The sequence below is a fragment of the Bordetella parapertussis genome (assembly GCF_020735925.1).
Taxonomy (GTDB): Bacteria; Pseudomonadota; Gammaproteobacteria; order Burkholderiales; family Burkholderiaceae_B; genus Bordetella; species Bordetella pertussis.
Genome location: NZ_CP085971.1, coordinates 4252644 through 4277552 on the forward strand (window position 1 = coordinate 4252644; position 24909 = coordinate 4277552).

Annotated in this window: 23 protein-coding genes, 1 pseudogene and 1 riboswitch; of the genes and pseudogenes, 11 read left to right on the forward strand and 13 right to left on the reverse strand. The window is 68.2% G+C overall.

The window, feature by feature from the left end; all coding sequences use genetic code 11:
- The first annotated feature begins 32 nt into the window (after positions 1 to 32).
- From LK409_RS20110 to LK409_RS20140, 7 genes are all read left to right on the forward strand, one after another.
- Entirely contained in the window at positions 33 to 2660 is a 2628-nt protein-coding gene (locus LK409_RS20110; RefSeq protein ID WP_010929538.1) for a DNA topoisomerase III, read from the forward strand.
- A 151-nt stretch (positions 2661 to 2811) separates the two neighbouring features.
- A complete protein-coding gene (locus LK409_RS20115; RefSeq protein ID WP_003815974.1) occupies positions 2812 to 3876 on the forward strand; it encodes an ABC transporter substrate-binding protein in 1065 nt (354 codons plus the stop codon).
- A complete protein-coding gene (locus tag LK409_RS20120) occupies positions 3876 to 4646 on the forward strand; it encodes an ABC transporter ATP-binding protein (protein ID WP_020699616.1) in 771 nt (256 codons plus the stop codon). The genes LK409_RS20115 and LK409_RS20120 overlap by 1 nt, the downstream gene beginning before the upstream one ends.
- 8 nt (positions 4647 to 4654) lie before the next feature.
- Positions 4655 to 5512, forward strand: coding sequence for an ABC transporter permease (locus tag LK409_RS20125; protein WP_003815977.1), 858 nt, complete (start codon positions 4655 to 4657; stop codon positions 5510 to 5512).
- A 12-nt stretch (positions 5513 to 5524) separates the two neighbouring features.
- Entirely contained in the window at positions 5525 to 6304 is a 780-nt protein-coding gene (locus LK409_RS20130) for an SDR family oxidoreductase (protein WP_010929539.1), read from the forward strand.
- 73 nt (positions 6305 to 6377) lie between these two features.
- A complete protein-coding gene (locus LK409_RS20135; protein ID WP_033448980.1) occupies positions 6378 to 7811 on the forward strand; it encodes an aldehyde dehydrogenase family protein in 1434 nt (477 codons plus the stop codon).
- Positions 7812 to 7838: 27 nt separating this feature from the next.
- Positions 7839 to 8597, forward strand: coding sequence for an SDR family oxidoreductase (locus tag LK409_RS20140; RefSeq protein WP_003815983.1), 759 nt, complete (start codon positions 7839 to 7841; stop codon positions 8595 to 8597).
- A gap of 142 nt (positions 8598 to 8739) precedes the next feature.
- On the opposite strand, the gene ilvB is transcribed toward LK409_RS20140, so the two are convergent.
- Complete coding sequence (gene ilvB, locus LK409_RS20145) at positions 8740 to 10590, reverse strand: biosynthetic-type acetolactate synthase large subunit (protein WP_010929540.1); 1851 nt, start codon at positions 10588 to 10590, stop codon at positions 8740 to 8742.
- A gap of 93 nt (positions 10591 to 10683) precedes the next feature.
- On the opposite strand from ilvB, the gene LK409_RS20150 reads away from it, so the two are divergent.
- Positions 10684 to 11160 (forward strand): Lrp/AsnC family transcriptional regulator, encoded by a 477-nt coding sequence (locus LK409_RS20150; RefSeq protein WP_003815987.1) that lies wholly within the window; start codon positions 10684 to 10686, stop codon positions 11158 to 11160.
- 16 nt (positions 11161 to 11176) lie between these two features.
- On the opposite strand, the gene LK409_RS20155 is transcribed toward LK409_RS20150, so the two are convergent.
- Positions 11177 to 12097, reverse strand: a complete 921-nt coding sequence (locus LK409_RS20155; protein ID WP_003815989.1) for a bestrophin family protein — start codon at positions 12095 to 12097, stop codon at positions 11177 to 11179.
- Positions 12098 to 12203: 106 nt separating this feature from the next.
- On the opposite strand from LK409_RS20155, the gene LK409_RS20160 reads away from it, so the two are divergent.
- Complete coding sequence (locus tag LK409_RS20160) at positions 12204 to 12704, forward strand: SET domain-containing protein (RefSeq protein WP_041937329.1); 501 nt, start codon at positions 12204 to 12206, stop codon at positions 12702 to 12704.
- A 109-nt stretch (positions 12705 to 12813) separates the two neighbouring features.
- A riboswitch (FMN riboswitch) is annotated at positions 12814 to 12967 on the forward strand.
- Positions 12968 to 13077: 110 nt separating this feature from the next.
- Positions 13078 to 13770: a 3,4-dihydroxy-2-butanone-4-phosphate synthase gene (gene ribB / locus LK409_RS20165; protein WP_003815993.1), complete on the forward strand. Its 693-nt coding sequence runs from the start codon at positions 13078 to 13080 to the stop codon at positions 13768 to 13770.
- 13 nt (positions 13771 to 13783) lie between these two features.
- Here ribB and LK409_RS20170 read toward each other — a convergent pair whose 3' ends face one another.
- The 9 genes from LK409_RS20170 to LK409_RS20210 form a co-directional block, all read right to left on the reverse strand.
- Entirely contained in the window at positions 13784 to 14299 is a 516-nt protein-coding gene (locus LK409_RS20170) for a nucleoside 2-deoxyribosyltransferase (protein ID WP_010927248.1), read from the reverse strand.
- A gap of 57 nt (positions 14300 to 14356) precedes the next feature.
- On the reverse strand, positions 14357 to 14881 hold the full coding sequence (locus tag LK409_RS20175) for a nuclear transport factor 2 family protein (RefSeq protein WP_010929543.1): 525 nt from the start codon (positions 14879 to 14881) through the stop codon (positions 14357 to 14359).
- A 16-nt stretch (positions 14882 to 14897) separates the two neighbouring features.
- A complete protein-coding gene (locus LK409_RS20180) occupies positions 14898 to 15509 on the reverse strand; it encodes an NAD(P)-dependent oxidoreductase (RefSeq protein WP_010929544.1) in 612 nt (203 codons plus the stop codon).
- Between the two features lie 113 nt (positions 15510 to 15622).
- Positions 15623 to 16552: a 2-dehydropantoate 2-reductase gene (panE, locus tag LK409_RS20185; protein ID WP_010929545.1), complete on the reverse strand. Its 930-nt coding sequence runs from the start codon at positions 16550 to 16552 to the stop codon at positions 15623 to 15625.
- Positions 16553 to 16598: 46 nt separating this feature from the next.
- On the reverse strand, positions 16599 to 17540 hold the full coding sequence (locus tag LK409_RS20190; protein WP_010929546.1) for a DedA family protein/thiosulfate sulfurtransferase GlpE: 942 nt from the start codon (positions 17538 to 17540) through the stop codon (positions 16599 to 16601).
- A 123-nt stretch (positions 17541 to 17663) separates the two neighbouring features.
- Positions 17664 to 18101: an acetyltransferase gene (locus LK409_RS20195; RefSeq protein ID WP_010929547.1), complete on the reverse strand. Its 438-nt coding sequence runs from the start codon at positions 18099 to 18101 to the stop codon at positions 17664 to 17666.
- Positions 18102 to 18121: 20 nt separating this feature from the next.
- Positions 18122 to 19921 carry a M14 family metallopeptidase gene (locus LK409_RS20200; RefSeq protein ID WP_010929548.1) on the reverse strand — a complete coding sequence of 600 codons (1800 nt, stop codon included), beginning with the start codon at positions 19919 to 19921 and terminating at the stop codon, positions 18122 to 18124.
- A 33-nt stretch (positions 19922 to 19954) separates the two neighbouring features.
- Positions 19955 to 20800: an AraC family transcriptional regulator gene (locus tag LK409_RS20205; RefSeq protein WP_010929549.1), complete on the reverse strand. Its 846-nt coding sequence runs from the start codon at positions 20798 to 20800 to the stop codon at positions 19955 to 19957.
- An 87-nt stretch (positions 20801 to 20887) separates the two neighbouring features.
- Positions 20888 to 22051, reverse strand: a complete 1164-nt coding sequence (locus LK409_RS20210) for an alpha-hydroxy acid oxidase (protein ID WP_003816013.1) — start codon at positions 22049 to 22051, stop codon at positions 20888 to 20890.
- A 154-nt stretch (positions 22052 to 22205) separates the two neighbouring features.
- On the opposite strand from LK409_RS20210, the gene LK409_RS20215 reads away from it, so the two are divergent.
- A complete protein-coding gene (locus LK409_RS20215; RefSeq protein WP_003816015.1) occupies positions 22206 to 22490 on the forward strand; it encodes an acylphosphatase in 285 nt (94 codons plus the stop codon).
- A gap of 13 nt (positions 22491 to 22503) precedes the next feature.
- On the opposite strand, the gene LK409_RS20220 is transcribed toward LK409_RS20215, so the two are convergent.
- Together LK409_RS20220 and LK409_RS20225 are read right to left on the reverse strand one after the other, a co-directional pair.
- Positions 22504 to 23475, reverse strand: coding sequence for a Bug family tripartite tricarboxylate transporter substrate binding protein (locus LK409_RS20220; protein ID WP_003816017.1), 972 nt, complete (start codon positions 23473 to 23475; stop codon positions 22504 to 22506).
- 38 nt (positions 23476 to 23513) lie between these two features.
- Positions 23514 to 24831 (reverse strand): annotated as a pseudogene (locus LK409_RS20225) (amidase).
- Positions 24832 to 24909 lie beyond the last annotated feature (78 nt).

Genomic DNA, 24909 nt, shown 5'->3' on the forward strand with positions numbered 1-24909 from the left:
AACTGCGGCGGGACTGCCGCCACTGGATACACATGAACAAAACGTTGATTATTGCCGAGAAACCCTCGGTGGCCCTGGATATATCACGCGCCTTGGGAGGCTTTGCGCGCGAGGGCGACTATTTTGAAAGCGATCGTTACGTGCTGGCTTCCAGTATCGGACATTTGCTCAGTCTGGTGGCGCCCAACGACCCGGTCAAGGGCAAATGGAGCTTCACGCACCTGCCGGTGATCCCGCCCGCCTTCGAACTGGGACCGACCGACAAGAAATCGGCCGAGCGCCTCAAGCTGCTGGTACGGCTGGCCAAGCGCAAGGATGTCGACGCCATCATCAACGCCTGCGACGCCGGGCGCGAAGGCGAACTGATCTTCCGCTACATCGTCCAGTTCGCCGGCGTGAAAAAGCCGATCCAGCGCCTGTGGCTGCAATCGATGACGCAGCAGGCGATCCGCGACGCCTTCGCCAACCTGCGCGACGACGAACAGCTCAAGCCGCTGGAGGCCGCCGCGCGCTCGCGCGCCGAGGCCGACTGGCTGGTGGGGATCAACGGCACGCGCGCCATGACCGCCTTCAACAGCAAGGACGGCGGCTTTTTCAAGACGCCGGTCGGCCGGGTGCAGACGCCCACGCTGGCCATCGTCAATGAACGCGAAAACCGCATCCGTTCGTTCGTCTCGCGCGACTACTGGGAAGTGCACGCCACCTTCGTGGCGGCCGCCGGCCTGTACGAAGGCCGCTGGATCGACCCCGCATTCAAGAAAGACGAGCGCGATCCGGAAAAGCGCGAGTCGCGCCTGTGGTCGCTGGCCGCCGCGCAAAGCGTGGTGGCGGCCTGCCGCGCCCAGAGCGGCAGCGTCACCGAGGAATCCAAGCCCTCGACGCAGATGTCGCCGGCGCTGTACGACCTCACCTCGCTGCAGCGCGAGGCCAACGGCCGCTTCGGCTTCTCGGCCAAGACCACCCTGGCGCTGGCGCAGACGCTGTACGAGCGGCACAAGGCGCTGACCTACCCGCGTACCGATTCGCGCTATCTGCCCGAGGACTACATCAACACCGTGCGCCAGACCATGCAGGTCCTGGCGCAGGGCGACTCCAACGCCGTCGGCGCGCTGTCGCGCCATGCCGATACGGTACTCGCGCAAAACTGGGTCAAGCCCAACCGGCGCATCTTCGACAACAAGAAGGTGTCCGATCACTTCGCCATCATCCCCACGCTGCAGGTGCCGCGCGACCTGAGCGAAGCCGAAGGCAAGCTGTACGACCTGGTGCTCAAGCGCTTCCTGGCGGTGTTCTTCCCGGCCGCCGAGTACCGCGTCACCACGCGCCTGACCGAAGTGCAGGGCCACCGTTTCAAGACCGAGGGCAAAGTGCTGGTCACCCCCGGCTGGCTGGCCGTCTACGGCAAGGAGGCCCAGGGCGAGGACGCCAACCTGGTGCCGGTGGCCGACGGCGAGACCGTGCGCGCCGAGGACGTCGAAGCGGTCGGCCTGGCGACCAAGCCGCCGGCGCGCTACAACGAAGCCACGCTGCTGTCGGCGATGGAAGGCGCCGGCAAGCTGGTCGACGACGAAGAGCTGCGCGAGGCCATGTCCGAGCGCGGCCTGGGTACGCCGGCCACCCGCGCGGCCATCATCGAAGGCCTGCTCAACGAGGCGTACCTGCGCCGCGACGGGCGCGACCTGGTCCCCACGGCCAAGGCGCGCCAGCTGATGACGCTGCTTTCGGGGCTGGACGTCTCCGAACTCACCTCGCCCGAACTCACCGGCGAGTGGGAGCACAAGCTCAAGCAGATCGAGCAGGGCGCGCTGGACCGCGCTGCCTTCATGCGCGAGATTGCCCAGATGACCCAGGTCATCGTCAAGCGCGCCAAGGAGTACGAACGCGACACCGTGCCGGGCGATTACGCCACGCTGCAAACGCCTTGTCCCAAGTGCGGCGGCGTGGTCAAGGAAAACTATCGCCGCTTCGCCTGCACCCAGTGCGATTTCTCGATCGGCAAGCATCCGGGCGGGCGCACCTTCGAACTGCCCGAGGTCGAAGAATTGCTGGCCAAGCGCGAGATCGGCCCGCTGCAGGGGTTCATCAGCAAGATGGGCCGCCCGTTCGCCGCCATCCTGCGCATCAGCGGCGAGTACAAGCTGGAGTTCGACTTCGGCCAGAACGACGAGGAAGACAACGAAGCCGTCGACTTCTCCGGCCACACGTCCGTGGGCGCCTGCCCGAAATGCAGCGCGCGCGTCTTCGAGCACGGCATGAGCTACGTGTGCGAGAAATCGGTCGGCCCGCAGAAAAGCTGCGACTTCCGCTCGGGCAAGGTGATCCTGCAACAGGAGATCTCGCGCGAGCAGATGGAAAAGCTGTTGACCGCCGGCCGCACCGACTTGCTCGACGGCTTCGTCTCCAGCCGGACCAACCGCAAGTTCAAGGCCTTCCTGGTGCGCCAACCCGACGGCAAGGTAGGCTTCGAATTCGAGCCGCGCGGCGACAAGCCTGGCCGCCCCGGCGCGGCGGCCAAGAAGGCGGCAGGCAAGACCGCCACCAAGACGGCGGCCAAGGCGCCTGCCAAGACCGCGGCCAAGAAGGCCGTCAAGAAAGCCGCCCCCAAGAAGGCGGCCACCAAGACCGCCGCCAGGAAGACCGCCAAGAAATCGGCTGCCTGAGCGCACGGCCCCGCGTCATCGCGCACCCCGCGCGATGACGCGCCGCATCCTGCCCGTACCCGCGCCGCGCGGTCCACGCGACCGACGCGGCCAGTTGCGTTATCGTTGCCGCAATCCACTGGCAAAACCGCCTCCCCCATTCGAGGATGACATGACTGCACTCCGTTCCCCCCGCGGCGCCACGCGGCGGCGCTTCCTGGCCGGCAGCGGCGCCCTGATGGCCGTGGGCCTGGCGGGCTCGCGCCTGTCCTGGGCGCAGCCGGCGCTGGGCCGCGTTGCCTACGGCCAGGGCAGCATCGATCCGTTCTTCGCCGCGGGATACGTGGCGCTGAAGCAGGGCTATTTCGCCGCGGACGGGCTGGAGGTGGAATACCTGAACTCGCAAAGCGGTCCGCGCACCAACCAATTGCTGGCCGCCGGGCAGATCGTGTTCGGCGCCACCGCGGCCACCGCCGCGCCGGCGCTGACGCTGGCCGGCAAGCCGGCCGCCCTGGTATTCGGGTTCGACCGCAAGCTGACCTACGCCAACATCATCGTGCGCCGGGCCGACTACGAAAGCGGCAAGATCCGCACGCTTGCCGACCTGGCCGGCAAGCGCGTGGGCGCGACGCAGCCGCAATCGAGCACCTGGCTGATGGCGCTGTACCTGATGCAGAAGGCCGGCGTGGCCGACAAGGTCGATATCCGCCCGCTGGGCGACCTGGCCACCATGCTGGGCGCGCTGAAGACCGGTTCGGTATCCGCCTCGATGGCGACGCTGTCGATGATGGAACAGGCCGTCCAGGAAGGCTGGGGCATGCCCATCTTCGACGCCACCACGGAAGCCTCGTGGCAGGAGTTCATGGGTGGCGACGTGCCCGGCATCGCCGCGCTGACGCTGCAGGACACCATCCAGAAACGCCCGGAAGTGGTGCAGGCCTTCGTCGGCGCCCTGGTCAAGGCGCAGGATTTCATCAGCGCCAACAGCGCCGCCGCCGTCACCGATCTGATCTACGACGACTACCTCAACGCCTACGCGCGGCCGGCCATCGAGAAGACCATTGGGCTGTACCAGCAAACGGTCTTCCTGCGCGACAACATCATCACCGAGGATGCCTACGCGCGCATGACCGCCATCATGGGCGACGGCCGCCAGTTCTCCAACGAGGAGCTGAAGAAGGTGCCGTACAGCGCCTGCGTGGACATGCGATTCGTGCGCAAGGCCCGGGGCCTGTGATGATCGAGCTCGAGCACGTCGGCAAGGTCTACCAGGCCCGCAATGCCACCGTACACGCCGTAGGCGAGGTCAGCCTGCGCATCGACGACGGCGAGTTCGTCGCCATCGTCGGCCCGTCCGGCTGCGGCAAGAGCACGCTGCTGAACATGATCGCGGGCTTCCTGCCGCCCACCACCGGCACGGTCCGCGTCGCCGGCGCGCCGGTGGCCGGCCAGGTTCCGCCGGCGCTGGGCTACATCTTCCAGAAAGACACCCTGCTGCCCTGGTTCAATGTGCGCAAGAACGTGGCGCTGGGCCTGCGGTTCCAGGGCGTGGACAGCGCGCGCATCGCCCGGCGCGTGGACGAACTGCTGGAACTGGGACACCTGAGCGGTTTTGCCAACGCCTATCCGCACCAGTTGTCCGGCGGCATGCGCCGCCGCGTGGCGCTGCTGATGAGCCTGGCCGTCGAGCCGCGCATCCTGTTGCTGGACGAACCCTTCGGCGCGCTCGACACCCACACCAAGACCCATCTGCATCGCGAGCTGGGCGAGATCTGGCGCAAGCTGGGCCAGACCATCGTCATGGTCACGCACGACCTGGACGAGGCGATCACGCTGGCCGACCGGGTCGTCGTCCTGTCGGGCCCGCCCAGCCGCGTGCTGCTCGACGAGCGCATCGCCATCGCCCACCCGCGCGACGTCTTCACGCTGCGCGACACGCCGCAGTTCACCGCGCATATGCGCAGCCTGTGGGCCGTCCTGGGCCAGCAGTTCCGCAACGCCGCCTGAGCCCGCCGATGTCCTCCGACTCCCCGCTCCCGGACGCGCTGCGCGATGGCCTGCGGCAAGACCGCGAACACGGCGCGCGGCGCCGCCTGCGCGTCACGGCATGGCAGCTGCTCATCCTGGCGCTCATCCTGGGCGCCTGGGAAGGCCTGACGCGCGTTCCCTGGTTCGTGCAGAACACGATCTTCGATCCCTTCTTCATCAGCCAGCCCTCGCGCGTGGCGCAGCGCCTGTGGCAATGGATGCAACCCGGACCGCGATCGGTCTGGCCGCACCTGTGGCTGACGCTGCAGGCCACGCTGCTCGGCCTGGCGGTTGGCGTGGGCAGCGGCTTCGTGGTCGGCCTGGCGCTGTCGCGCAGCCGCATGCTGGCCGATGTGTTCAACCCGTTCATCGTGGCCTTCAATTCGATGCCGCGCATCGCCTTCGTTCCGCTGATCACGATGTTCTTCGGGCTGGGCATGGCCTCCAAGGTCGTGACTTCGTGGTTCGTGGTGTTTTTCCTGGTGTTCTTCAATACCTACAAGGGCGGCCGCAGCGTCGAACGCGAGCTGGTGGACTTCTGCCGCACCCTGGGCGGCTCGCCGCGCCAGATCCTGTGGCGCGTGCGCATCCCGACCGCCGCGGCCTGGACCTTCGCGGCGCTGCCCAACGCCATCAGCTTCGCGCTCATCGGCGTGGTGCTGGCCGAATTCGTCGGCTCGACCACCGGCATGGGCTACCTGATGATCACCGCGCTGGCCACGCTGAACGCCACCGACATGTTCGCGGCCGTAACGCTGCTCTCCGTCGTCGGTATCGTCCTGGTGTACTGTGTAACGTGGCTCGAGCGTAGACTATTGCACTGGGCCCCGGAATTCCGTGACTGACCGTCCGTAGACATGATCTCCCTACCGTATCTGCAACGCTTCGCCCTGTCCGGCCAGGTGGCCCTGGTCACCGGCTCGGCGCGCGGCCTGGGGCTGCGCATCGCGCAGGCACTGGCCGGCAGCGGCGCCCATGTACTGCTCAACGGCCGCGACGCGCACGCCGTCGAGGCCGCCGTGTCGGACCTGTGCCAGCAGGGCCTGCGCGCCAGCGCGCTGCCGTTCGACGTATCCGACGAGCAGGCCACGGAGCAGGCCTTCGCACGCATCGACGCCGAACACGGCCGGCTCGACATCCTGGTCAACAATGTCGGGGCTCGCAACCGCAAGCCGCTGGCCGAGACCAGCCCGGCCGAAATCCGCGCCATGATGGACACCAACCTGGTCGCCGGCATCCTGCTGGCGCGGCTGGCGGCCCAACACATGGTGCGCCAGCGCTATGGCCGCCTCATCGCGATCACCTCGGTGGCGGGCGAACTGGCGCGCGCCAACGACGCCGTCTATCCGGCCGCCAAGCAGGGCCTGACCGGCATGATGCGCGCCCTGGCCGTGGAGTTCGGCCGCCACGGCATCACCAGCAACGCCATCGCGCCCGGCGCGTTCGCCACCGAGACCAACGCGGCGATGGCCAACGATCCGCAGGCAGGCGCGGCCATGGCGGCGCGCAACCCTACCGGCCGCTGGGGCGATCCCGAAGAGATCGCCGGCGCGGCCGTCTTCCTGGCATCGCCGGCGGCCTCGTATGTCAACGGTCACGTGCTGGTGGTCGACGGAGGGCTGTCGGTCCAGTTCTGATCCTGTCCGACCCGCGAGGCTGCGCACCGCTTCCGTGCAGGACTTCCCCAACATTCTTCAGAGGTGGTACAGCATGAAGCAGCACTTTATCGACAACGCCTCCGTACCCGGATCGTCGGGCGAACGCATTCCGGTCATCGACCCGTCCACCGGACAGGAGTTCGACAGCATCGCGCGCGGCAACGCCGCCGACATCGACCTCGCGGTGCAGGCCGCGCGGCGCGCCTACGAGGGCGCCTGGGGCCGCCTCAGCGCCGCCGAGCGCGGCCGGCTCATGCTGGCGCTCTCGCTCAAGGTGCTGGAGCACCGCGATGAACTGACCGCGCTGGAATCGCGCGATTGCGGCAAGCCGCTCAAGCAGGCCCGCGCCGACGTCCTCGCCATCGCCCGCTATTTCGAATACTACGGCGGCGCGGCCGACAAGCTGCACGGCGAGACCATCCCCTACCAGCAGGGCTACACCGTACTGACGCTGCGCGAGCCGCACGGCGTCACCGGCCACGTGGTGCCCTGGAACTACCCCCTGCAGATCTTCGGCCGCAGCGTCGGGGCCGCGCTGGCGGCCGGCAACGCCTGCGTGGTCAAGCCCGCCGAGGATGCCTGCCTGTCGCTGCTGCGCGTGGCCGAACTGGCCGCCGAAACCGGCTTTCCCGCTGGCGCGCTCAATATCGTCACCGGCTATGGCCATGAGGCCGGCGACGCCCTGACGCGCCACCCGGGCATCGACCACATCTCGTTCACCGGCTCGCCGCGCGTGGGCGTGCTGGTCACCCAGACTGCGGCCGAGCGCCATGTCCCGGTCACGCTGGAGCTGGGCGGCAAATCGCCGCAGATCGTCTTCGCCGACGCCGATCTCGACGCCCTGGTGCCGGTGGCCGTCAACGCCATCGTGCAGAACGCCGGCCAGACCTGCTCGGCCGGCAGCCGCCTGCTGGTCGAGCGCGGCGCCTACGAGCGCGTGCTGGAGCGCCTGGGCGCGGCCTTCGCGGCCCTGCGCGCCGGCCCCGCGCAAAGCGACCTGGATTGCGGCCCGCTGATCCGCAAAACCCAGCAGGAGCGCGTGCGCGGCTTCCTGGACCTGGCGCGCGGCGATGGCATCGCCACGGTGGCGCAAGGCCGCATCGTCCCCGAGGCGCCGGCCGAGGGCTACTACCAGGCGCCCACGCTGCTGCGCGACGTGCCGGTGGACCACCCGCTGGCGCAGGAAGAAGTCTTCGGTCCCGTGCTGGCGGCCATTCCGTTCGACGACGAGGCCGACGCGGTGCGCATCGCCAACGCCACCGAGTATGGCCTGGCGGCCAGCGTATGGACCCGCGACGGCGGCCGCCAGCTGCGCATCGCGCGCAAAGTGCGCAGCGGCCAGGTCTTCATCAACAACTACGGCGCGGGCGGCGGCATCGAACTGCCCTTCGGCGGCGTGAAGGCCAGCGGCCATGGACGCGAGAAGGGCTTCGAGGCGCTCTACGGCTTCACGGTGCTCAAGACCATCTCGATCAAGCACGACTGACCCATACCGACAACGAGGAGACACAGGATGCGATTGAATGGCAAAACGGCCATCGTCACCGGCGCGGGCTCGGGCTTTGGCGAAGGCATCGCCGCGACCTTCGCGCGCGAAGGCGCCAAGGTGGTGGTCGCCGATATCAACGAAGCCGGCGGCCAGCGCGTGGCGGCGGCGATCAACGCAGCCGGCGGCCAGGCCGTCTTCGTGCGCGCCGACGTCTCGGACAACGCCGCGGTGGCCAACCTGCTGGCCGCCACGCTGAAGGCATTCGGCGGCCTGGACATCGTCGTCAACAACGCCGGCACCACGCACCGCAACCGGCCCATGCTGGAGGTCGAGGAAGACGAGTTCGACCGCATCTACGCGATCAACGTCAAGAGCATCTACCTGACCGCCAGGCACATGGTGCCGCACTTCCGCGCCCATGGCGGCGGCTCGTTCATCAATATCGCCTCCACGGCCGCGATACGTCCGCGTCCGGGGCTCACCTGGTACAACGGCAGCAAGGGCGCGGTGGTCACCACCAGCAAATCGATGGCCGCCGAGCTGGGGCCGGACAACATCCGCGTCAATTGCGTCAACCCCGTGATCGGCGCCACCGGCCTGCTGGCGGACTTCATGGGCGTGCCCGACACGCCCGAGAACCGCAAGCGCTTTCTCGCCACCATCCCGCTGGGCCGCTTCTCCACGCCGCAGGACATCGCCAACGCCTGCCTGTACCTGGCCAGCGACGAAGCCGCCTTCATCACCGGCGCCTGCCTGGAGGTGGATGGCGGCCGCTGCGTGTAGGCGCGCGCCGACCTGCCGGGGCGCCTGTCCCCGCGAGACTCCGGGTGCCTGTCCCCGCCGGGACAGGCACCCCGTCATACGCCATCTACGCTAGCTGCCCGCCAAGACGGTATCTGTCCCCGTGGGGGACAGGCGCCCGGGATCATGCCTGCGGGCCCGGAGACTCCGGCAAGGGCGGCTCCTCGTACCACTGGCCTTCGGCCAGCATCATGCGATGGTGGCCATGGCCGGCCGGCATCATGGGAAAGCAGTTCTCCTGCTCGGCCACCGCCACGTCGAGGAAGTAGGGACCAGGGTGTTCGAGGCAGGCCGCCAGCGCGGCGTCCAGGTCCTGCGGCCGCTCCACGCGCGCCGCGCCCCAGCCGAAGGCGCGCGCCAGCGCCACGAAATCCGGTAGCGACGCGTTGTAGCTGTGGCTGTAGCGCCCGCCATGGATCAACTCCTGCCACTGGCGCACCATGCCCATGTAGCCGTTGTTGCACAGCACGATCTTGACCGGCACGTCATGCTGCATGGCGGTGGACAACTCCTGGATGTTCATCAGCACCGACGCGTCGCCGCTGACGCACACCACGGTCTTGCCGGGATGCGCGATCTGCGCGCCGATCGCCGCCGGCACGCCGTAGCCCATGGTGCCCGCGCCGCCCGAGGTCAGCCAGCGGTTGGGACGGTCGAAGCGCAGGTACTGCGCGGCCCACATCTGGTGCTGGCCCACATCGGTCGACACGATGGCGTCGCGTCCGTCCAGCGCCGCGCCCAGGCGGTGCATGAGATGCTGCGGCAGGATCTCGTCGGCCGCCGGCGTGTACGCCAGGCAGTCCCGGGCGCGCCAGGTGTCGATACGCTGCCACCAGGGCCCCAGCCGCTGCGCCGGCAGCGGGCTTGCCGCCAGTTCGTCGCGCAGCGCCTGCACCAGCGGCAGGCAGTCGCCCACCAGGGCGACGTCCACGCGCACGACCTTGTTGATCGACGCCGGATCGATGTCGATGTGGATCTTGCGCGCATGCGGACAGAACTCGGACAGCTTGCCGGTAATGCGATCGTCGAAGCGCGCGCCGATGCACACGACCAGATCGGCGTTGTGCATGGCCAGGTTGGCCTCCAGAGTGCCGTGCATGCCCAGCATGCCCACGAACTGCGGATCCGAGGCGGGAAACGCGCCCAGTCCCATCAGGGTCAGCGTGCAGGGCGCGCCGCTCTGGCGCACCAGCTCGGTGAACGCGGCGCAAGCCTGTGGCCCCGAATTGACCAGACCGCCGCCGCCGTAGAAAACCGGCCGGCGCGCCTGCGCCAGCAGCGCCGCGGCGCGCCGTACCGCACCCTGCGGCACCCGTGTGGCGGCCTTGCCGCCCTGGCGCCGTGCGCGCAGCGCCGCCAACTGCCTGCGCGCCGGATCGGCCTCGCCCTGCAGCGCGTCCGCCGGGCTGGCCAGCTGGATGTCTTTCGGAAAATCCACCAGCACCGGACCGGGACGTCCCTGGCGCGTCAGGTCGAAGGCGCGGCCCACCACCTCGGCCACGTCCTGGACCGCGCGAATCTGCGTATTCCACTTGGTGACCGACCGCGAAATGCCGATGGCGTCGCATTCCTGGAACGCGTCGGTGCCGATCGCCGCGGTCGAGACCTGGCCGCTGATGCACAGCACCGGCACCGAATCGCACATGGCGTCCAGCAAACCCGAAGTGGTGTTGGCCATGCCCGGCCCCGAGGTGACGAACACCACGCCCGGCCTGCCGGTGGTGCGCGCGTAGCCTTCCGCCGCGTGCACCGCGGCCTGTTCATGGCGCACCAGCACATGCCGCAAGCGCGGCTCGGCGTACAAAGCGTCGTATAGCGGCAACACGGCGCCGCCCGGATAGCCGAACACCGTGTCGACGCCACGCTCGATCAGGGTGTGCAGGAGAATCTTCGCGCCATTGACGGCGGCCGCGTGTTCGGCTTGCTGAAGGGCGGAAAGCGTGGAGGTATGCAGACGGTCGTTCATGCTGACCATCTTATGGGGTTCTAGGAAGAATATTTATCTTCTTTTCCAACAAATACCCCAAATCGCAGCAAATTAGCCCATGTTTATCATCCGATTTAGAAAATGAAACTGGACAAGTTCGATCTGGCGATTTTGAAGGCCCTGCAGGACAACGCGCGCGCCAGCCTCAACGATATCGGCGCGGCGGTCGGCTTGTCGTCCACCCCGTGCTGGAATCGCATCAAGCGCATGGAAGGCGCCGGCATCATACGCGGCTATACGGTCGACATCGACCCCGCCAGCATCGGCTTTACCGATACCGTCATCGTGCATGTCACGCTGGAAAGCCACAGCGAGGAAACGCTCTACGAGTTCGGGCGCGCGCTGGCGCAGATCCCCGAAGTGCTGGAAGCCTTCCTGGTCTCGGGCGATTACGATTACTACATACGCATCGCGGTACGCGATACGCGCGATTACGAGCGGCTGCTGCGCGAACGTCTCTATCGCATTCCGGGCATCCGGCACAGCAAGTCCTGCTTCGTGCTGCGCAGCCTGAAGGAAACCCGGCTGCCGCTCACGCCGCCGCCCGAGCAGGCATGACGCCGCGCCTGGCCGTTCAGGTCAGCACATAGCCGCGCGGCAACAAGGGCGCGGGCAGGGGATGGGCACCCAGGCCCTCGAGCAGGTCGATTTCGAGATCGCGCGCCAGCGCGGCCAGCGGCAGGTCGTTCTCGGCCAGGCCGAACGGCTCCTCCAGCTCATCGCCCAAGGCATCCAGGCCGAAGAACGTGTAGGCGACGAACGCCACCGCCAACGGTGTCAGCGGCCCCAGCGTGCCCACCAGACCGAACGGCAGCAGCAGGCAGAACAGCCAGGCCGTCCGATGCAGCAGCAGCGAATACGCGAACGGCGTGGGCGTGGTCTTGATGCGCTCGCAGGCCGCCTGCACTTGCGCGCAGGCCAGCACGCGTTGCTGCAACCCCTGGTACACCACCTCGCCATAGCGGCGCTGCGGCCCGCCTTCGTGCAGGTCGCCGGTCACGGCGCGCAGGATGGCATCGGGCACGTTGCGGTGGCCGGCCAGCGCCATGCTTTCGTCGTCCGGCAGCCAGGGGCGCGCGGCGGTCAAGGGATCGCCGCCGCGCAGGCGCGCGACCAGCGCATGATTGAAGCCGATCAGGCGGCGCACGATACGCGCCTGGCGCGGCGCGTCGGCCGCGCCGGACAACACGGCCGCAGTCTCGCGCGCGAGGCTGCGGCACTGCGCGCTCAATTCGGCCCATTGCTTGCGGGCCTCCCACCAGCGGTCGTAGCAGACGTTGTTGCGAAAACCCAGGAACACCGACAGGGCCAGGCCGAACAGCGAAAAGGGCACGGCATTGAGGTGGCCGGGCGCGAACCACTGGCGCGCGTGCAGCCACGCAACGACACAGGACAACGCAACGATGACGGCAACCTTGGCGGCAATGTGCGGAATGACGGAGCCGCGCAAAATGAACAGCAGGCCCCAGGCGGTAGGGCGCGGACGGACAATCATGACAATCTGGCTACAACGGAACTTCGGCAACCACAACTATAGCCTGTGAAGCGCGCGGCGCCGTCGATATAATGGCCCGCTTGCCCGCCCACGCCTTTTGCATCCTATGACCGAGATCATCAAACCCTGGCACTCCGTGCGCCGCTCCAGGCTGCACGGCAACGGCGTCTTCGCGACGCGCAAGATCCCGGCCGGCACCCGCATCATCGAATACGGCGGCAAGCGCATCAGCGCCGCAGAAGCCGATCGCCGGCACCCCACCAATCCGGACGATCCGTTCCATACCTTCTTCTTCTCGCTGAGTTCCGGCCGCGTCATCGACGGCGGCGACGAAGGCAACGACGCGCGCTGGATCAACCACTCGTGCGACCCCAACTGCGAAGCGCAGGAAGACCGCCACGGCAAGCGCGTCTATATCGTGGCGCTGCGCGATATCGCGCGCGGCGAAGAGCTGTTCTACGACTATGGCCTGGTGCTCGACGGCAGGATCACCAGGAAGCTGAAAGAAGGCTACCGCTGCCTGTGCGGCACGACGCCGTGCCGCGGCACCATGCTGGCCCTGCCCGAGAAGAAAAAGACCAAGGCCAGGAGCGCCGAAAAGGCCTAAGGCCGACAGGGTCTGTCGGGCGCCGCATCGCAATCGGCGTACAATGGGCCGGCCGCAGCAATGCGGTACAGGGCCGGCGGCGCCGCAAAGCACCGTCCGTCCCCAAGCAGTACGTCTTCAGGGCGGGGTGCAATTCCCCACCGGCGGTATGCCACGCAATGTGGCGAGCCCGCGAGCGCCCTGCGTTGGCAACAGCGCAGGGGTCAGCAGACCTGGTGAGATGCCAGGGCCGACGGTCATAGTCCGGATGAGAGAAGATGTGCCGGCACTTTCCCGCCAGACGGGCGCTTACGCGCCTGCGCGGTATTGCGTTTGGCTGTCGATTTAGCCCTGAAACGTTTTTCGCCATTTCCTTTTTTGCGAGAGCGTTTCAATGTCCAACGTCGTTCCCACCCCTGTTTCCCCCCTGTTCGCCCAGCCGTTCGCCACGCGCCTGGAGCGCGCCCTGCAGCACCTGCGCATCGGCCGCCCCGTCATCCTGATGGACGATTTCGATCGCGAGAACGAAGCCGACCTGATCGTCGCGGCCGACAAGCTGACCGTGCCCGTCATGGCGCAACTGATCCGCGACGGCAGCGGCATCGTGTGCCTGTGCCTGCCGGGCGAAACCCTCGACCGCCTGGAGCTGCCGCCCATGGTCGACAGCAACCGCAGCCGGTACTCGACGGCCTTTACGGTGTCCATCGAGGCACGCGAAGGCGTGACCACCGGCGTGTCGGCGGTCGATCGCGTCACCACCATCCGCGCCGCCATCGCGCCGGGCGCGCGCAGCGGCGACGTGGTCAGCCCCGGACACGTATTCCCGCTGCGCGCGCAGCCAGGCGGTGTGCTGACGCGGCGCGGCCACACCGAAGGCTCGGTGGACCTGGCGGCCCTGGCGGGCCTGCGCCCGGCCGGCGTGCTGTGCGAACTGATGAATGCCGACGGCACGATGATGCGCGGCGCGTCGCTCGAGCGCTACGCCGCCAAAGAAGGCCTGGTCGCCCTGGCCATCGACGAACTGGCGGCGCATCTGCAAGCGCGTGGCGCCACCGGCGCGCCGGCCGAACTGGCCGTCGCCGCCTGAGGCGCGCGAGCCGTCAAGACGTCGACGCACGTGCCTGCGCCGCCATGGCGGCCAGGCACTGCACAGCGTCGCCGGCCACCACGCGGGCGGTGCACGCCAGCATCAGATTGAGATTCAGGCCGAAGTCCTCGACCGTGTAGCCCTGCGCGTCCACGTGACGCGACGGGTCGTGCGGCGCGCGTCTTGCGCCAAGCTGCTCGACCAGGCTGGCCGCCTGTGCCGTATAGGCCCATACCGGTTTGCCCAGCGCCACCGCGTAGCCCACCTCGAACGCGGTGCCGGAGTCCGGCTCGTGGCCACGAAACGGATTCAGGTTCGCCATGACCAGGTCCGCCCGGTCGATCAGCGCCAGGTTCTGCCGCAGGATCCATTCGGCCAGCGCACGGCCGGCCAGGCTCCCGGGCGCCTGGTTGTCCAGCGGATAGCAGCCTTCGAAGCCGTACTCGCGGCACAGCGCCTTGAGCCGTTCGCCGTGCGCCAGCGCATCGGCGCGAAACACATCGAAGCCTGCCAGGTATACGCGCCGCATGATCGGTCTCCCCTGTCCGCCGCGGCCTCGCCCGCGCGAGGCCATCGTCATGGCCGCTCAGAACATGCCGTTCTTGTTGGCCGGGTTCTCGGGGATCTCCTGGCTGACATCCCAATGCTCCACGATCTTGCCGTTTTGCACGCGAAAGATGTCGACGACGGCCTGGCCGCGGTCGCCCGGGGATTCCTTCCACAGATTGTGGACCACGACCAGCTCGCCTTCGGCGATGACGCGCTTGATCTCGACGCTGGCCTCGGGGTTCTGCTCGAAATACGGCAGGAAGAAATCGACCAGCGGCGACACGCCGTCGGCCATGTACGGATTGTGCTGCACGTAGGCGGGGCTCAGGTAGCGGCGCGCCGCCTCCTCGACGTTGCGGTCCTGGAACATCATGCGAAAAAATGCCAGCACCAGGTCCTTGTTTTCCTGGGTGGACTGCGAGTAGGCGGGCGCGGCCGACATCAGGCACGCCACGGTCGCCATGCTCAGGGCAAGGGTATGAAGTGTTTTTCGCATCATGGGCCGGGGGTAAACGAACATCCAGTTTACCGAGAAAGGCCCCGGCCGGGCATGGTCCGCCACGCCCGGCGCCGCTGGCTCAATAACCGACCGTGAACCGGCGGCGCGCATGGCGCGGCGTCTCCAGCTCGTCGACCAGCGCAATCGCGTAGTCTTCCATCAAAATCCAGCTCTTGCCCTCGTCGTCGGCCAGCAACAGATCTGCGCCGAGGCGAAACTCGCCCGTGCGCTCGCCAGGCTCGAACAGCGCCGAAGGCGACAGGAAGGTCCATTCCACCTCCTGTTCGCGCCGCAGCGTGTCCAGGAACACCACGCCCGCGCGGGCCTCGGGCTTGTATGCGTCGGGAAACTCCGGCGTATCGATCAACGCCACGCCCGGCGCCACCTGCAGGCTGCCGGCCCCGCCCACCACCAGCAGGCGCGGCACGCCGGCCTGGCGGATCGCCGCCAGCAGCGGCTTGGCGTCCAGCGACACGAAGCGCGCGGCGCTGATCACGGCGTCATGGCCGGCCAGGATGGGCGCCAGGTCCTCGGGCACGGCAGCGTCGCCCTGCCTGGCCGTCAGGTTCGGCTGCGGCCGTACCGAGGCCGGATCGCGGGCAATGCCGGTCACGTGGTGGCCGCGCCGCAGGAGTTCGTCGGCCAGCCGCGAGCCGACGCGGCCGGTAATGCCTATGAGGGCGATCTTCATGTTGTTTGCTCCGCAAGCGGGCGGCGCACCGTTTGCGCCTTGCCCTGGAGCTTTCATGCTAGTCCCGCCGCCGCCGGCCGCCTATCCCCTGTGGCCGGACAGACTATTGCAATCTACGCATCAATGGCGCGTTGCGCCTGATACGCCTGCAGATGGATGCAGGCCACCCGCAGGTTGGGCGTATCCACGCCCAGCAGGCTGCCGCGGCGCGCCATGTCGCCCACGATATGGTCGGCTTCCACGGGCCGGCCCTGGCGCAGGTCGCGGAACATCGACGCCGTCATGGGCTGGGCCGGGTCGGTCAGCACCTTGAGCGCCGACGCATCGGCGGCGGGCCGCACCGGATGGCCGGATGCCGCCGCGACCTGCTGCGACTCGCGCAGCAGCGCGCGCATGAAGTCGACTCCGTCGCCGGTCGAACAGATCTGGCCCACGGTGGCGCGCATCAGGCAGGTGGCGGCAGCCAGCGAGGTCAGGAAGACGAACTTCTCCCAGACGTCCTGGTGGATGTCCTCGCTCAGCCGGCAGTCGAACGCCGCGTCGGCCAGCGCCTGCCGCAGCGCCACGCAGCGCGCGCTGTCGGCCTGGCCGGCGCGTTCGCCGAACACCAGGCTGGCATTCTGGCCCATGTGCACGATTTCGCCCTCGGGGCCCAGCGAGGCGTTGATCTGGCACAGCCCGCCAAGCACGCGATGCGCGCCGAATTCGCGCTCCAGCACGTCATACTGCAAGACCCCGTTCATGATGGGCAGCACTGCCGTGTGCTCACCCATGGCAGGCCGGATGGCCTCGATGGCGCTGTCCAGGTCATAGGCCTTGCAGCTCAGCACCACCACGTCGTAGCCGTCGGACGGCGTGGCCGCCGTGACCAGGCGCGGCGCAAGCGTCGCATCGCCGCGCGGGCTCTTGATCCGCAGGCCCTGCTCGCGCAGCCGGGCCGCGCGCGCCTCGCGAACCAGGAACGTCACGTCCGCCCCGGCCTGCGCGGCCCGCCCGCCGAAATATCCACCGGTACCGCCGGCGCCCAACACCAGAATGCGCATGCTCTGTCTCCGAATTGCGGCGCGCCTTGCGCGCGCGAAACTTCGATTATGACCCGGCCTGTTCGTCGCCAGGGCAGTTCCCCGCGTGGCGCCGCCAGGCCTCGTACCCGCCGCGCAATGCGAAGGTGTTGCGATAGCCGGCGGCGCGCAGCTTCTTGGCCAACTGGGCCGCCGACACTTCGTTGGGGCAGGCGCAATAGACCACGATGTCGCCTGCCTCCGGGTCGAACTGCAGGTCCTGCAGCGGCGCGCGCAGGTCCATGGCGATGGCGCCCGGAATGCGCTGTTCGTCGCGCTGCGCCTCGGGCCGTACATCGACCACCACGGGGGTGCGGCCATCGGCGCGCCAGCGCACCAGCTCGTCGATGGTGATGCGCGGAATGACGCGCAGGCTGCGCACCAGCACCCAGCGGCGCAAGCCCAGCACCACGATATAGAGCGCCAGCAGCGCGCCCAGCAGGGCCAGCCCCATCCCGCCGTAGCGATCCAGCAGGTCCAGCACGTCGCCCACCAGCTCGTGGAACAGCGCGCCCAGCAGCAGCCCCGAGCCCGTCCACAGCAGCGAACCGGCCAGGTCATAGGCAACGAAACGCCGGTAGGGCGTACCGGTCAGGCCCGCCATCACCGTGGACAGCGCTCCCGCGCCGGGCAGGAACTTGGATACCAGCAAGGCGCGCACGCCCACCCGCAGGTACAGCCGCTGGGTCTGGCGGATGCACGAGTCCTGCGACAGCGAAACCTTGCACACCATGCCCAGCAAGCGGCCGCCATAGCGCCGCCCGGCCAGATACCAGGCACTGTCGGCCAGCACGCAGGCCAGGGTGGCGGCCAGCCAGGCCAGCAACCACGCGCCGAGGCCGCCAGACAGCGCGCCGGCGGCGATCAGCAGCGGATAGGCCGGAATCGGCAGGCCTGCCTGTTCGATCAATACATTGGCAAACACCAGCCAGTCGCCATACTGCAACAGCAGGGTGTGGATATCTTGCATGCGAAGCGCGCGCCGCGTTGACCGGGCGCCGCCGGAAATCATCGATAAGGAATTCTAGTGCCGTCGGCGCGACGCGGCCACCGCGCCCCCGGCCCATCCGCGCAACAGCGTGTCTCGCGCCCTCTAGCCGTCCAGCCGCATATGGATGATGGGAAAGGGCTGCCCGGCGTCATCGGTGTCCGAGCGGCCGGTTTCCACGAAACCGGAGTGCAGGTAAAACCCCACGGCCTGCGCGTTCTGCTCGTTCACATCGACGCGCAGGCTGTCGTGCAGCGACCGCGCGAAGTTCAGCAGGCGGCGGCCGGCGCCGCGCCCGCGCTTGTCGGCGTCGACGAACAGCATTTCGATCTTGTTGCCGCTCATGCCCATGAAGCCGGCGATGCCGCCCTGGCCATCCTCGCACACCCACACCCGCACCGACGGCAGGTAGCTCTTGAGCACCTGCGGATACATGGCCTGGATCTGCGCCTCGCTCAGGAACGTATGGGTGGCGCGCACCGAGCGCAGCCATATGTCGGCGAGCACGAAATCGTCGCCGTAATTGCGTTCGCGTATGTTCATCAAGCGATCCTTGGACGCGGCTATACGCCGGCCCGGTACAGTTCGGTAGCGGCCAGCACGGTTTCCATCTGCACCGTGTGGGCGAACACATAGCGCTCGCCGTAGACAGTCTGGTCCGGGAACTCGGAGATCAGGGTCAGGGGCAGGTCTTCCTGGGTCGATTCGGCAATCTGCACTCCGATTCCGTTCATGAGCGCAAGGCCCGGGTCCTGTGCGTGAACGCGAAACAGCGCCAGCTGGCGTGCATTGAATTCGACCAGCGCCGGCAGGCGTTGCGCCAACCGCGCCGTCACGCCCTCCATCAGCAGGCGGGCCTGCACGGCGCGGCCGGGGTGGTGCCGCAGCACCAGGAAGAACCCCCTGGGGATGGTCCACAGCTCGAAGTGGCGCGGCAGGTAGCCCGACAGCGGCCGAGTCCACTCATGCGCCGGATAGCCATGCAGATTGATGTGCAGCTGCGCGCCGCTGATGGCGCGCGCCTGATGGCGTCCCTCGCGCTCGAAGAACGGCGCGCGTTCGCGATAGGCAATGTCGTCGCCCAGCGCGCTGTAGCGCGACGCATGATGCATGTGGCGCGGGTGCTCGGCGCGCAGGCGTGCGTGCAGCGCGTAGCCGTCGGGGTTCTCGGCGGCGATCAGGGCGAAATGTGCCTGGCCGCCCGCGACCAGCGCTTGCGCCGCGCGCAGCGCCCCGACCACGCCCGAGCTTTCGTTGGCATGCTGCGCCCCCGAAATGAACACGGCCGGCCCCGGCCCCGCGACATAGGCGCCCAGCACGGGGCGGCCCTGGCGCGATACCGCCTGGAAAGGCACGCCACCCAGCTGCGCCATCTGGCCGGCGATCTGGCCCGCGTCCAGCGGCGCCGTCGTCTGCGCCAACGGCCCGGCAAGCGCGGCCGGCCCGACCGGTTCGAGCGGCTCGAACGGCTCGATCGACATGCGCACGCGCGCCAGGCCATCGGTGCGCCGTACCAGCGGAATGATCTGCCCGGGCTGCAGGCCGCGATCGCCGGACGGCCGGTTGGCGTAACCCTGGAAAAACTCCAGCAGCGAGAAGTAGATATCCTCGTGCATGGCCTCGTACGTGCTGAGGAGCTCTTCATCGACACCCGGGTCGAATTCCATGCCCGGAATATCCACCCGGATCTCCAGGCGCTCGAAGTACGGCTCGCGCATGCCCCAGGCATGCGCGCGGACCGTGTCGACGATGGTGCGCAACGCAGCCTGGAACTCGGTGTTCTGCGCCGCGTCCAGCCGCGGCTCGCCCGCGGCATCGCACACGCGCAGCCAGCCGCACGGCGAGAGCCCGTCCACGCCATCGGCGCCGGGCGCCGGCTGGTTGGGCGCATGGACGCATTCGTAGTGCTCGCGTCCATCGGCATAGCGCAGCGTCACATCGTAGTGCAGGGCATCGGAACCCGCCTCGAACCGCAGGTCCACGCCCGCCAGCAGCGCCGCCAGCGGATAGGCCTCCAGCGTGAAGCGGTTGGGCTGCGCCAGCGGATGCACCGGGTAGCGCACGTGCACGGCCACCAGCCCCTCGCGGTCCGCCTCTTCCAGGAAATAGTGCAGCAGCGGCTTGTACGCGCTGCGAAACCGCGCCCGCACGCCGGCCTGCGCCAGCCGCGCTTCGGCGGCACGGCGCGCCTGCGGTCCTTCGAACAGCCAGCCGTGCACCGTCGCACCGCGCCAGGCCGGGTCGTGGTAGGTGTGCAACCACGCATCCAGGGTACGGTCGAAAGTCTTTTCCAGCAGAATCACGAATAGGTTCCCACAGCCTTCCGGACCGGGCGCATCGCGCCCGGTCCGGACTACGGCCATAGTAACCGGGCCGGCCCGGGCGGGCCTGCAACGCTAGGCCAGGGGCAGATAGATGCGCGTCTTCAGCTGGGCCGCGGGCGTCGTCTTGGGATCGTTGAGGTATTCCTCGAACATGGGAAAATCGCCCGGCTCCTGGCCGCTGGCCGGCAGCCATTGCGAGAACAGCCAGTTGTAGGGCGCCTCGATCTCGCTGTACGGACCGGTGTACTCGAGTACGGCGCAACGCATCGCCGGGGTATCCAGCGGTTCGAACGGCGCCGGCGCCGCCGTGCCCGGCGGCAGCGATACACCGGCGCGCGAGCGCAACGCGTCGCGCGCCACCTGGGCGGGATCATCGTAGTACACGCCGATGTAGCGTGGCGGCGGCTGCATGCCGTCACGCACCAGGTCCTGGGTGGCAGCCAGCAGCGCCAGGCGGTCGAACGTATTGCCTATCTCCTGGTAGTCGCCCTGGTGCGCCAGGGTGGCCAGGGACAGGCCGGGAAAGTCTTCCATCGTCAGGGGGTACATGCGCAGCTCCTCGGGGTTGAAAGGGCTGGAGCGTTTCGCACGATAGCGGCCGGGCGGCAGGCCGTACTGCGCGCTGAACGCCCGGCTGAACGCGGCTTCCGATGCATAGCCGGCCCGATCCGCCACCTGCCGCAGCGAACCCTTGCCCTGCGCCAGCGCCACCGATGCCCGCGCCAGCCGCATCCGTTGCACGGTGGCGTGCACGGTCTCGCCCATCAGGGCGCGGTATACGCGGTGGAAGTGATAGGGCGACAGGCAGGCCAGCTCGGCCAGCCGGTGCAGGTCGGCGTCGGCATCAGGGCGCGCCGCCAGCCAGGCCAGCACGGGCTCGAGGCGCTCGGCGTAGTAAAGACGGGTCTTGGGCTTCATGCGATCTCCAGTGAACGCAATGTAGCCAGGCCCGCTTTGCAGATTTTGCGGTTTTGCGCGGACGGCGAAGCGCCCGCGCCGGCCGGCTTACTGCGGATAGGTACCCGGCATCAGGATGCCGCGGTCTATCTGGCTGATGTGCTTGTGGCCGCACAGCGCCATGGTGACGTCCATTTCCTTGTAGAGGATCTCGAGCGCCCGCGTCACGCCGGCCTGGCCGTAGGCGCCCAGGCCATAGAGGAATGCCCGCCCGATCATGGTGCCGCGCGCGCCCAGCGCCACCGCCTTGAGCACATCCTGGCCGGAGCGGATGCCGCCGTCCATCCACACTTCGATACGCGAGCCGACCGCCTCCGCGATGGCCGGCAGGGCGTTGATGGAGGAAATCGCGCCATCGAGCTGGCGGCCGCCATGGTTGCTGACGATCAGGGCGTCGGCACCGCTCTCGGCCGCGAGACGGGCGTCCTCGGCATCCAGGATGCCCTTGAGGATCAGCTTGCCGCCCCAGCGCCGCTTGATCCATTCGACATCGTCCCAGCTCAGGCGCGGGTCGAACTGCTCGGCCGTCCAGGACGACAGCGACGACAGGTCGGTCACGCCCTTGGCGTGGCCGACGATGTTGCCGAAGGTGCGTCGCCGCGTGCCCAGCATGCCCAGGCACCAGCGCGGCTTGAACGCCAGGTCGATCAGGTTGCGCAGCGTCGGCTTGGGCGGCGCGGACAAGCCGTTCTTGATGTCCTTGTGGCGCTGGCCGAGGATCTGCAGGTCCAGCGTCAGCACCAGCGCCGAGCACCCCGCCGCCTTGGCCCGATCGATCAGGTCGCCGACGAACTCGCGGTCGCGCATGACGTAGAGCTGGAACCAGAAGGGCTTGCCGCTGCCCTGGGCGACGTCCTCGATCGAGCAGATGCTCATGGTCGACAAGGTGAACGGCACGCCGAACTCGGCGGCGGCGCGCGCGGCCAGGATCTCGCCGTCGGCGTGCTGCATGCCGGTCAGGCCGGTGGGCGCGATGGCCACCGGCATCACGGCGTCGCTGCCCGCCATGGTGGTGCGCAGCGAACGGCCTTCCATATCGACGGCGACGCGCTGGCGCAGCTTGATGCGCTGGAAGTCGCTTTCGTTGGCGCGATAGGTGCTTTCCGTCCAGGCGCCTGAATCGGCGTAGTCGTAGAACATGCGCGGCACGCGCTTTTGCGCGATGACGCGCAGATCTTCGATGCAGGTGATCGTAGAAAGGTTCTGGGTCATGGTCGATGAAGGTCAGGAAAGCGGCACGGCGATGGCCGGCCTTCGCGCGGCGAGAGCCAGTATACGCCGCCCCTCGCGCACGCCTGCAGGATTCATCCGATAATCCACGTATCGCGCCACGGCGCGGCCGTTATACGAAGCACAAGGATCCGACATGTCTGACGCCCACATGGAAACCGTACACGTCATCGTCAAAGGCAAGGTGCAAGGCGTGGGCTACCGCCACGCCGCCGTGCGCCGGGCCCACATGCTGGGTGTGACCGGATGGGTGCAGAACCTGCCCGACGGCACGGTCGAGGCGGTGGTGCAGGGCACCGCCGACCAGGTCGACCACATGCTGGAATGGCTGCGTCGCGGGCCGCCGGCCGCGCAAGTGCGCGAGCTGGCCAGCGAGCGCAGCTTCGAAGAAAAGCGCTACAAGCACTTCGCGCAGCTGTAGCGCCACGCCACGGCTATTCGATGCGAATGCCGGCCGCCTTGATCACGCCCGCATTGCGGGCCATTTCCTGCTCGACGCGGGCGCGAAAGCCCGCCGCGTCCACATATTCCGGCTCGAAGCCCAGCTCGCGCATCCTGGCCTGGGTACCCGGCTCGGCCAGCATGGTCTGCAGCGCCTGCGCCATGCGTTGTACCACCGCCTGCGGCGTGCCATGCGGCGCGACGATGCCAAACCAGGTCTGGAAGTCATAAGGCGCCACGCCGCTTTCGGCGACGGTGGGCAGTTCGGGCAGCAAGGGCGAGCGCGCGCTGCTGGTCAGCGCCACCGCGCGCACCTTGCCGGCGCGGATCTGCGGCAAGGCCGCCACCAGCGTGTCGATCGAAAGCGGGATCTGGTTGCCGATCAAATCGGTCATGGCCGGCGCGCTGCCCCGGTACGGCACGTGCAGCAGCTTGGCGCCGCCGTGCTGCGCCAGATACTCGCCGGCCAGGTGCGGCGTGGAGGCCGTGCCGAACGAACCGAAGCTGAGCGGCTGGCTGGCCGACTTGCGCACGATGTCCTGCACCGTGGCGATGCCGGTCTGCGGGTTGGTCAGGATCACGAACGGCGCGCTCGCCGCGATGGCGACATACTCGTAGCTCTTGATCGGGTCGTAGTTCAGGTTGGCGTACAGCAGGGAATTGGTCGTGTACGTCGGCGCGCCGCTGATCATGAAGGTATAGCCGTCGGCCGGCGCGCGCGCCACCGCGGTCGCGCCGATGCCCGTGTTGGCGCCCGGCCGGTTCTCCACCACGATGGACTGGCCCAGCAGCTCGCCCAGGCGTGCGCCGAAGTAACGGCCGATCACGTCGGTCGAGCCGCCCGGCGGGAACGGCACCACCAGGGTCACCGGCTTGGCCGGCCAGTCCGCTTGCGCCGCCGGCGCGGCCATGGGCAATACGGCCAGCGCGCACAGCGCCAGCGCTTTCAGGCTTGCTTTGAACATCTGCTGCTTCCCTTTCCGAATGAAAAAATTGCGCGGCCTCAGGCGGCCGGCGCGCGCAGCGCCGGCGCCTGGCGCCAGCACTGGGTCAGTTGCTCGAACGCGTGCGCCAGTTGCAGTACGCCGCGTTCGTCGCGATAGCGGCCCACGATCTGTATCCCAATCGGCAGGCCCGTCTCGGTGAACCCGCAGGGCACCGAAATCGCCGGATGACCGGTCAACGACAGGTAGTAGCCCGAACGCATCCAGTCGATGTAGTTGCGCATCTCCACGTCGCCGATGCGCTGGATGTACGCCTGGTCGGCGGAGAAAGGCGGCACCTGGCTGACCGGCCCGATCAGGAATTCGTACTGCTGCATGAAGTCGTGCATGCGCTCGAACAGCTGCGCGCGGTCGCGCTCGGCCTGCGCCAGCACGGCGCCGCTCTGGTTCAGGCCCAGTTCCGTGTTCCAGATCACGGTGTCCTTGACGCGGTCGCGATGCCGCCGCACGGTCTCGCCTTGATTGATGGCAAAGGCCAGGCCGCGCAAGGCATGGAACGACGAATCCGCCTGGCCGAAGTCCGGACATGCCTGGTCGACCCGGCAACCCAGCTCTTCCCAGCGCGGCAGTTGCGCCTGCAGCACGCGGCCGACGGCCGGATCGACCGGCAGGCCGCCCCAGTCCGGTGCGTACGCCACGCGCGTGTCGGGGCCGGCCAGCGCCGCCAGCATAAGGGCGGCGTCGGCCACGGTGCGCGCCATCGGACCAGCCACGCTCAGGGTGTTGTACGGCGCGGCCGTCGGCCACATCGGCACCCGGCCCGGCGAAGGACGCAGGCCCACCACATTGCAGAAGCTGGCCGGATTGCGCAGCGACCCGCCCATATCGGTGCCATCGGCCAGGGGCACCATGCGGCACGCCAGCGCGGCGGCCGCGCCGCCGCTGCTGCCGCCGGCCGTCATGGCCGGGTCATAGGGGTTGCGGGTGGGGCCGAACACCGCGTTGAAAGTTTGCGAACCGGCGCCGAACTCCGGCAGGTTGGTCTTGCCCAGCGTAATGGCGCCGGCGGCCTGCTGGCGCGTCACCACCAGGCTGCTGCGCTCGGGCACGAAATCGGCGAATACGGGCGAACCATGGGTCGTCCGCATGCCGGCGGTCAGGAAACTGTCCTTGTGCGCCACGGGCAGGCCGTGCAGCAACCCCAGCGGCTCGCCGCGCGCCTTCGACATCCAGCGTGACAATGGCGTTGACCGTGGGGTTCCAATGTTCGATGGCCTCTAGATGCGCCTGCAGGATCTCGCGCGCGCTCAGATGGCCGGCCGCCAGTTCGGCCCGCAGTTGCAGCGCGGTCATTGCGCAAATCGATTCCCAGCCCATGGTTTGCTCCGCTCAAGTATTGCTATACAATACAAAGTACTGAATATACGTATTTATACGGCGGCTGCCTGCCTGTGC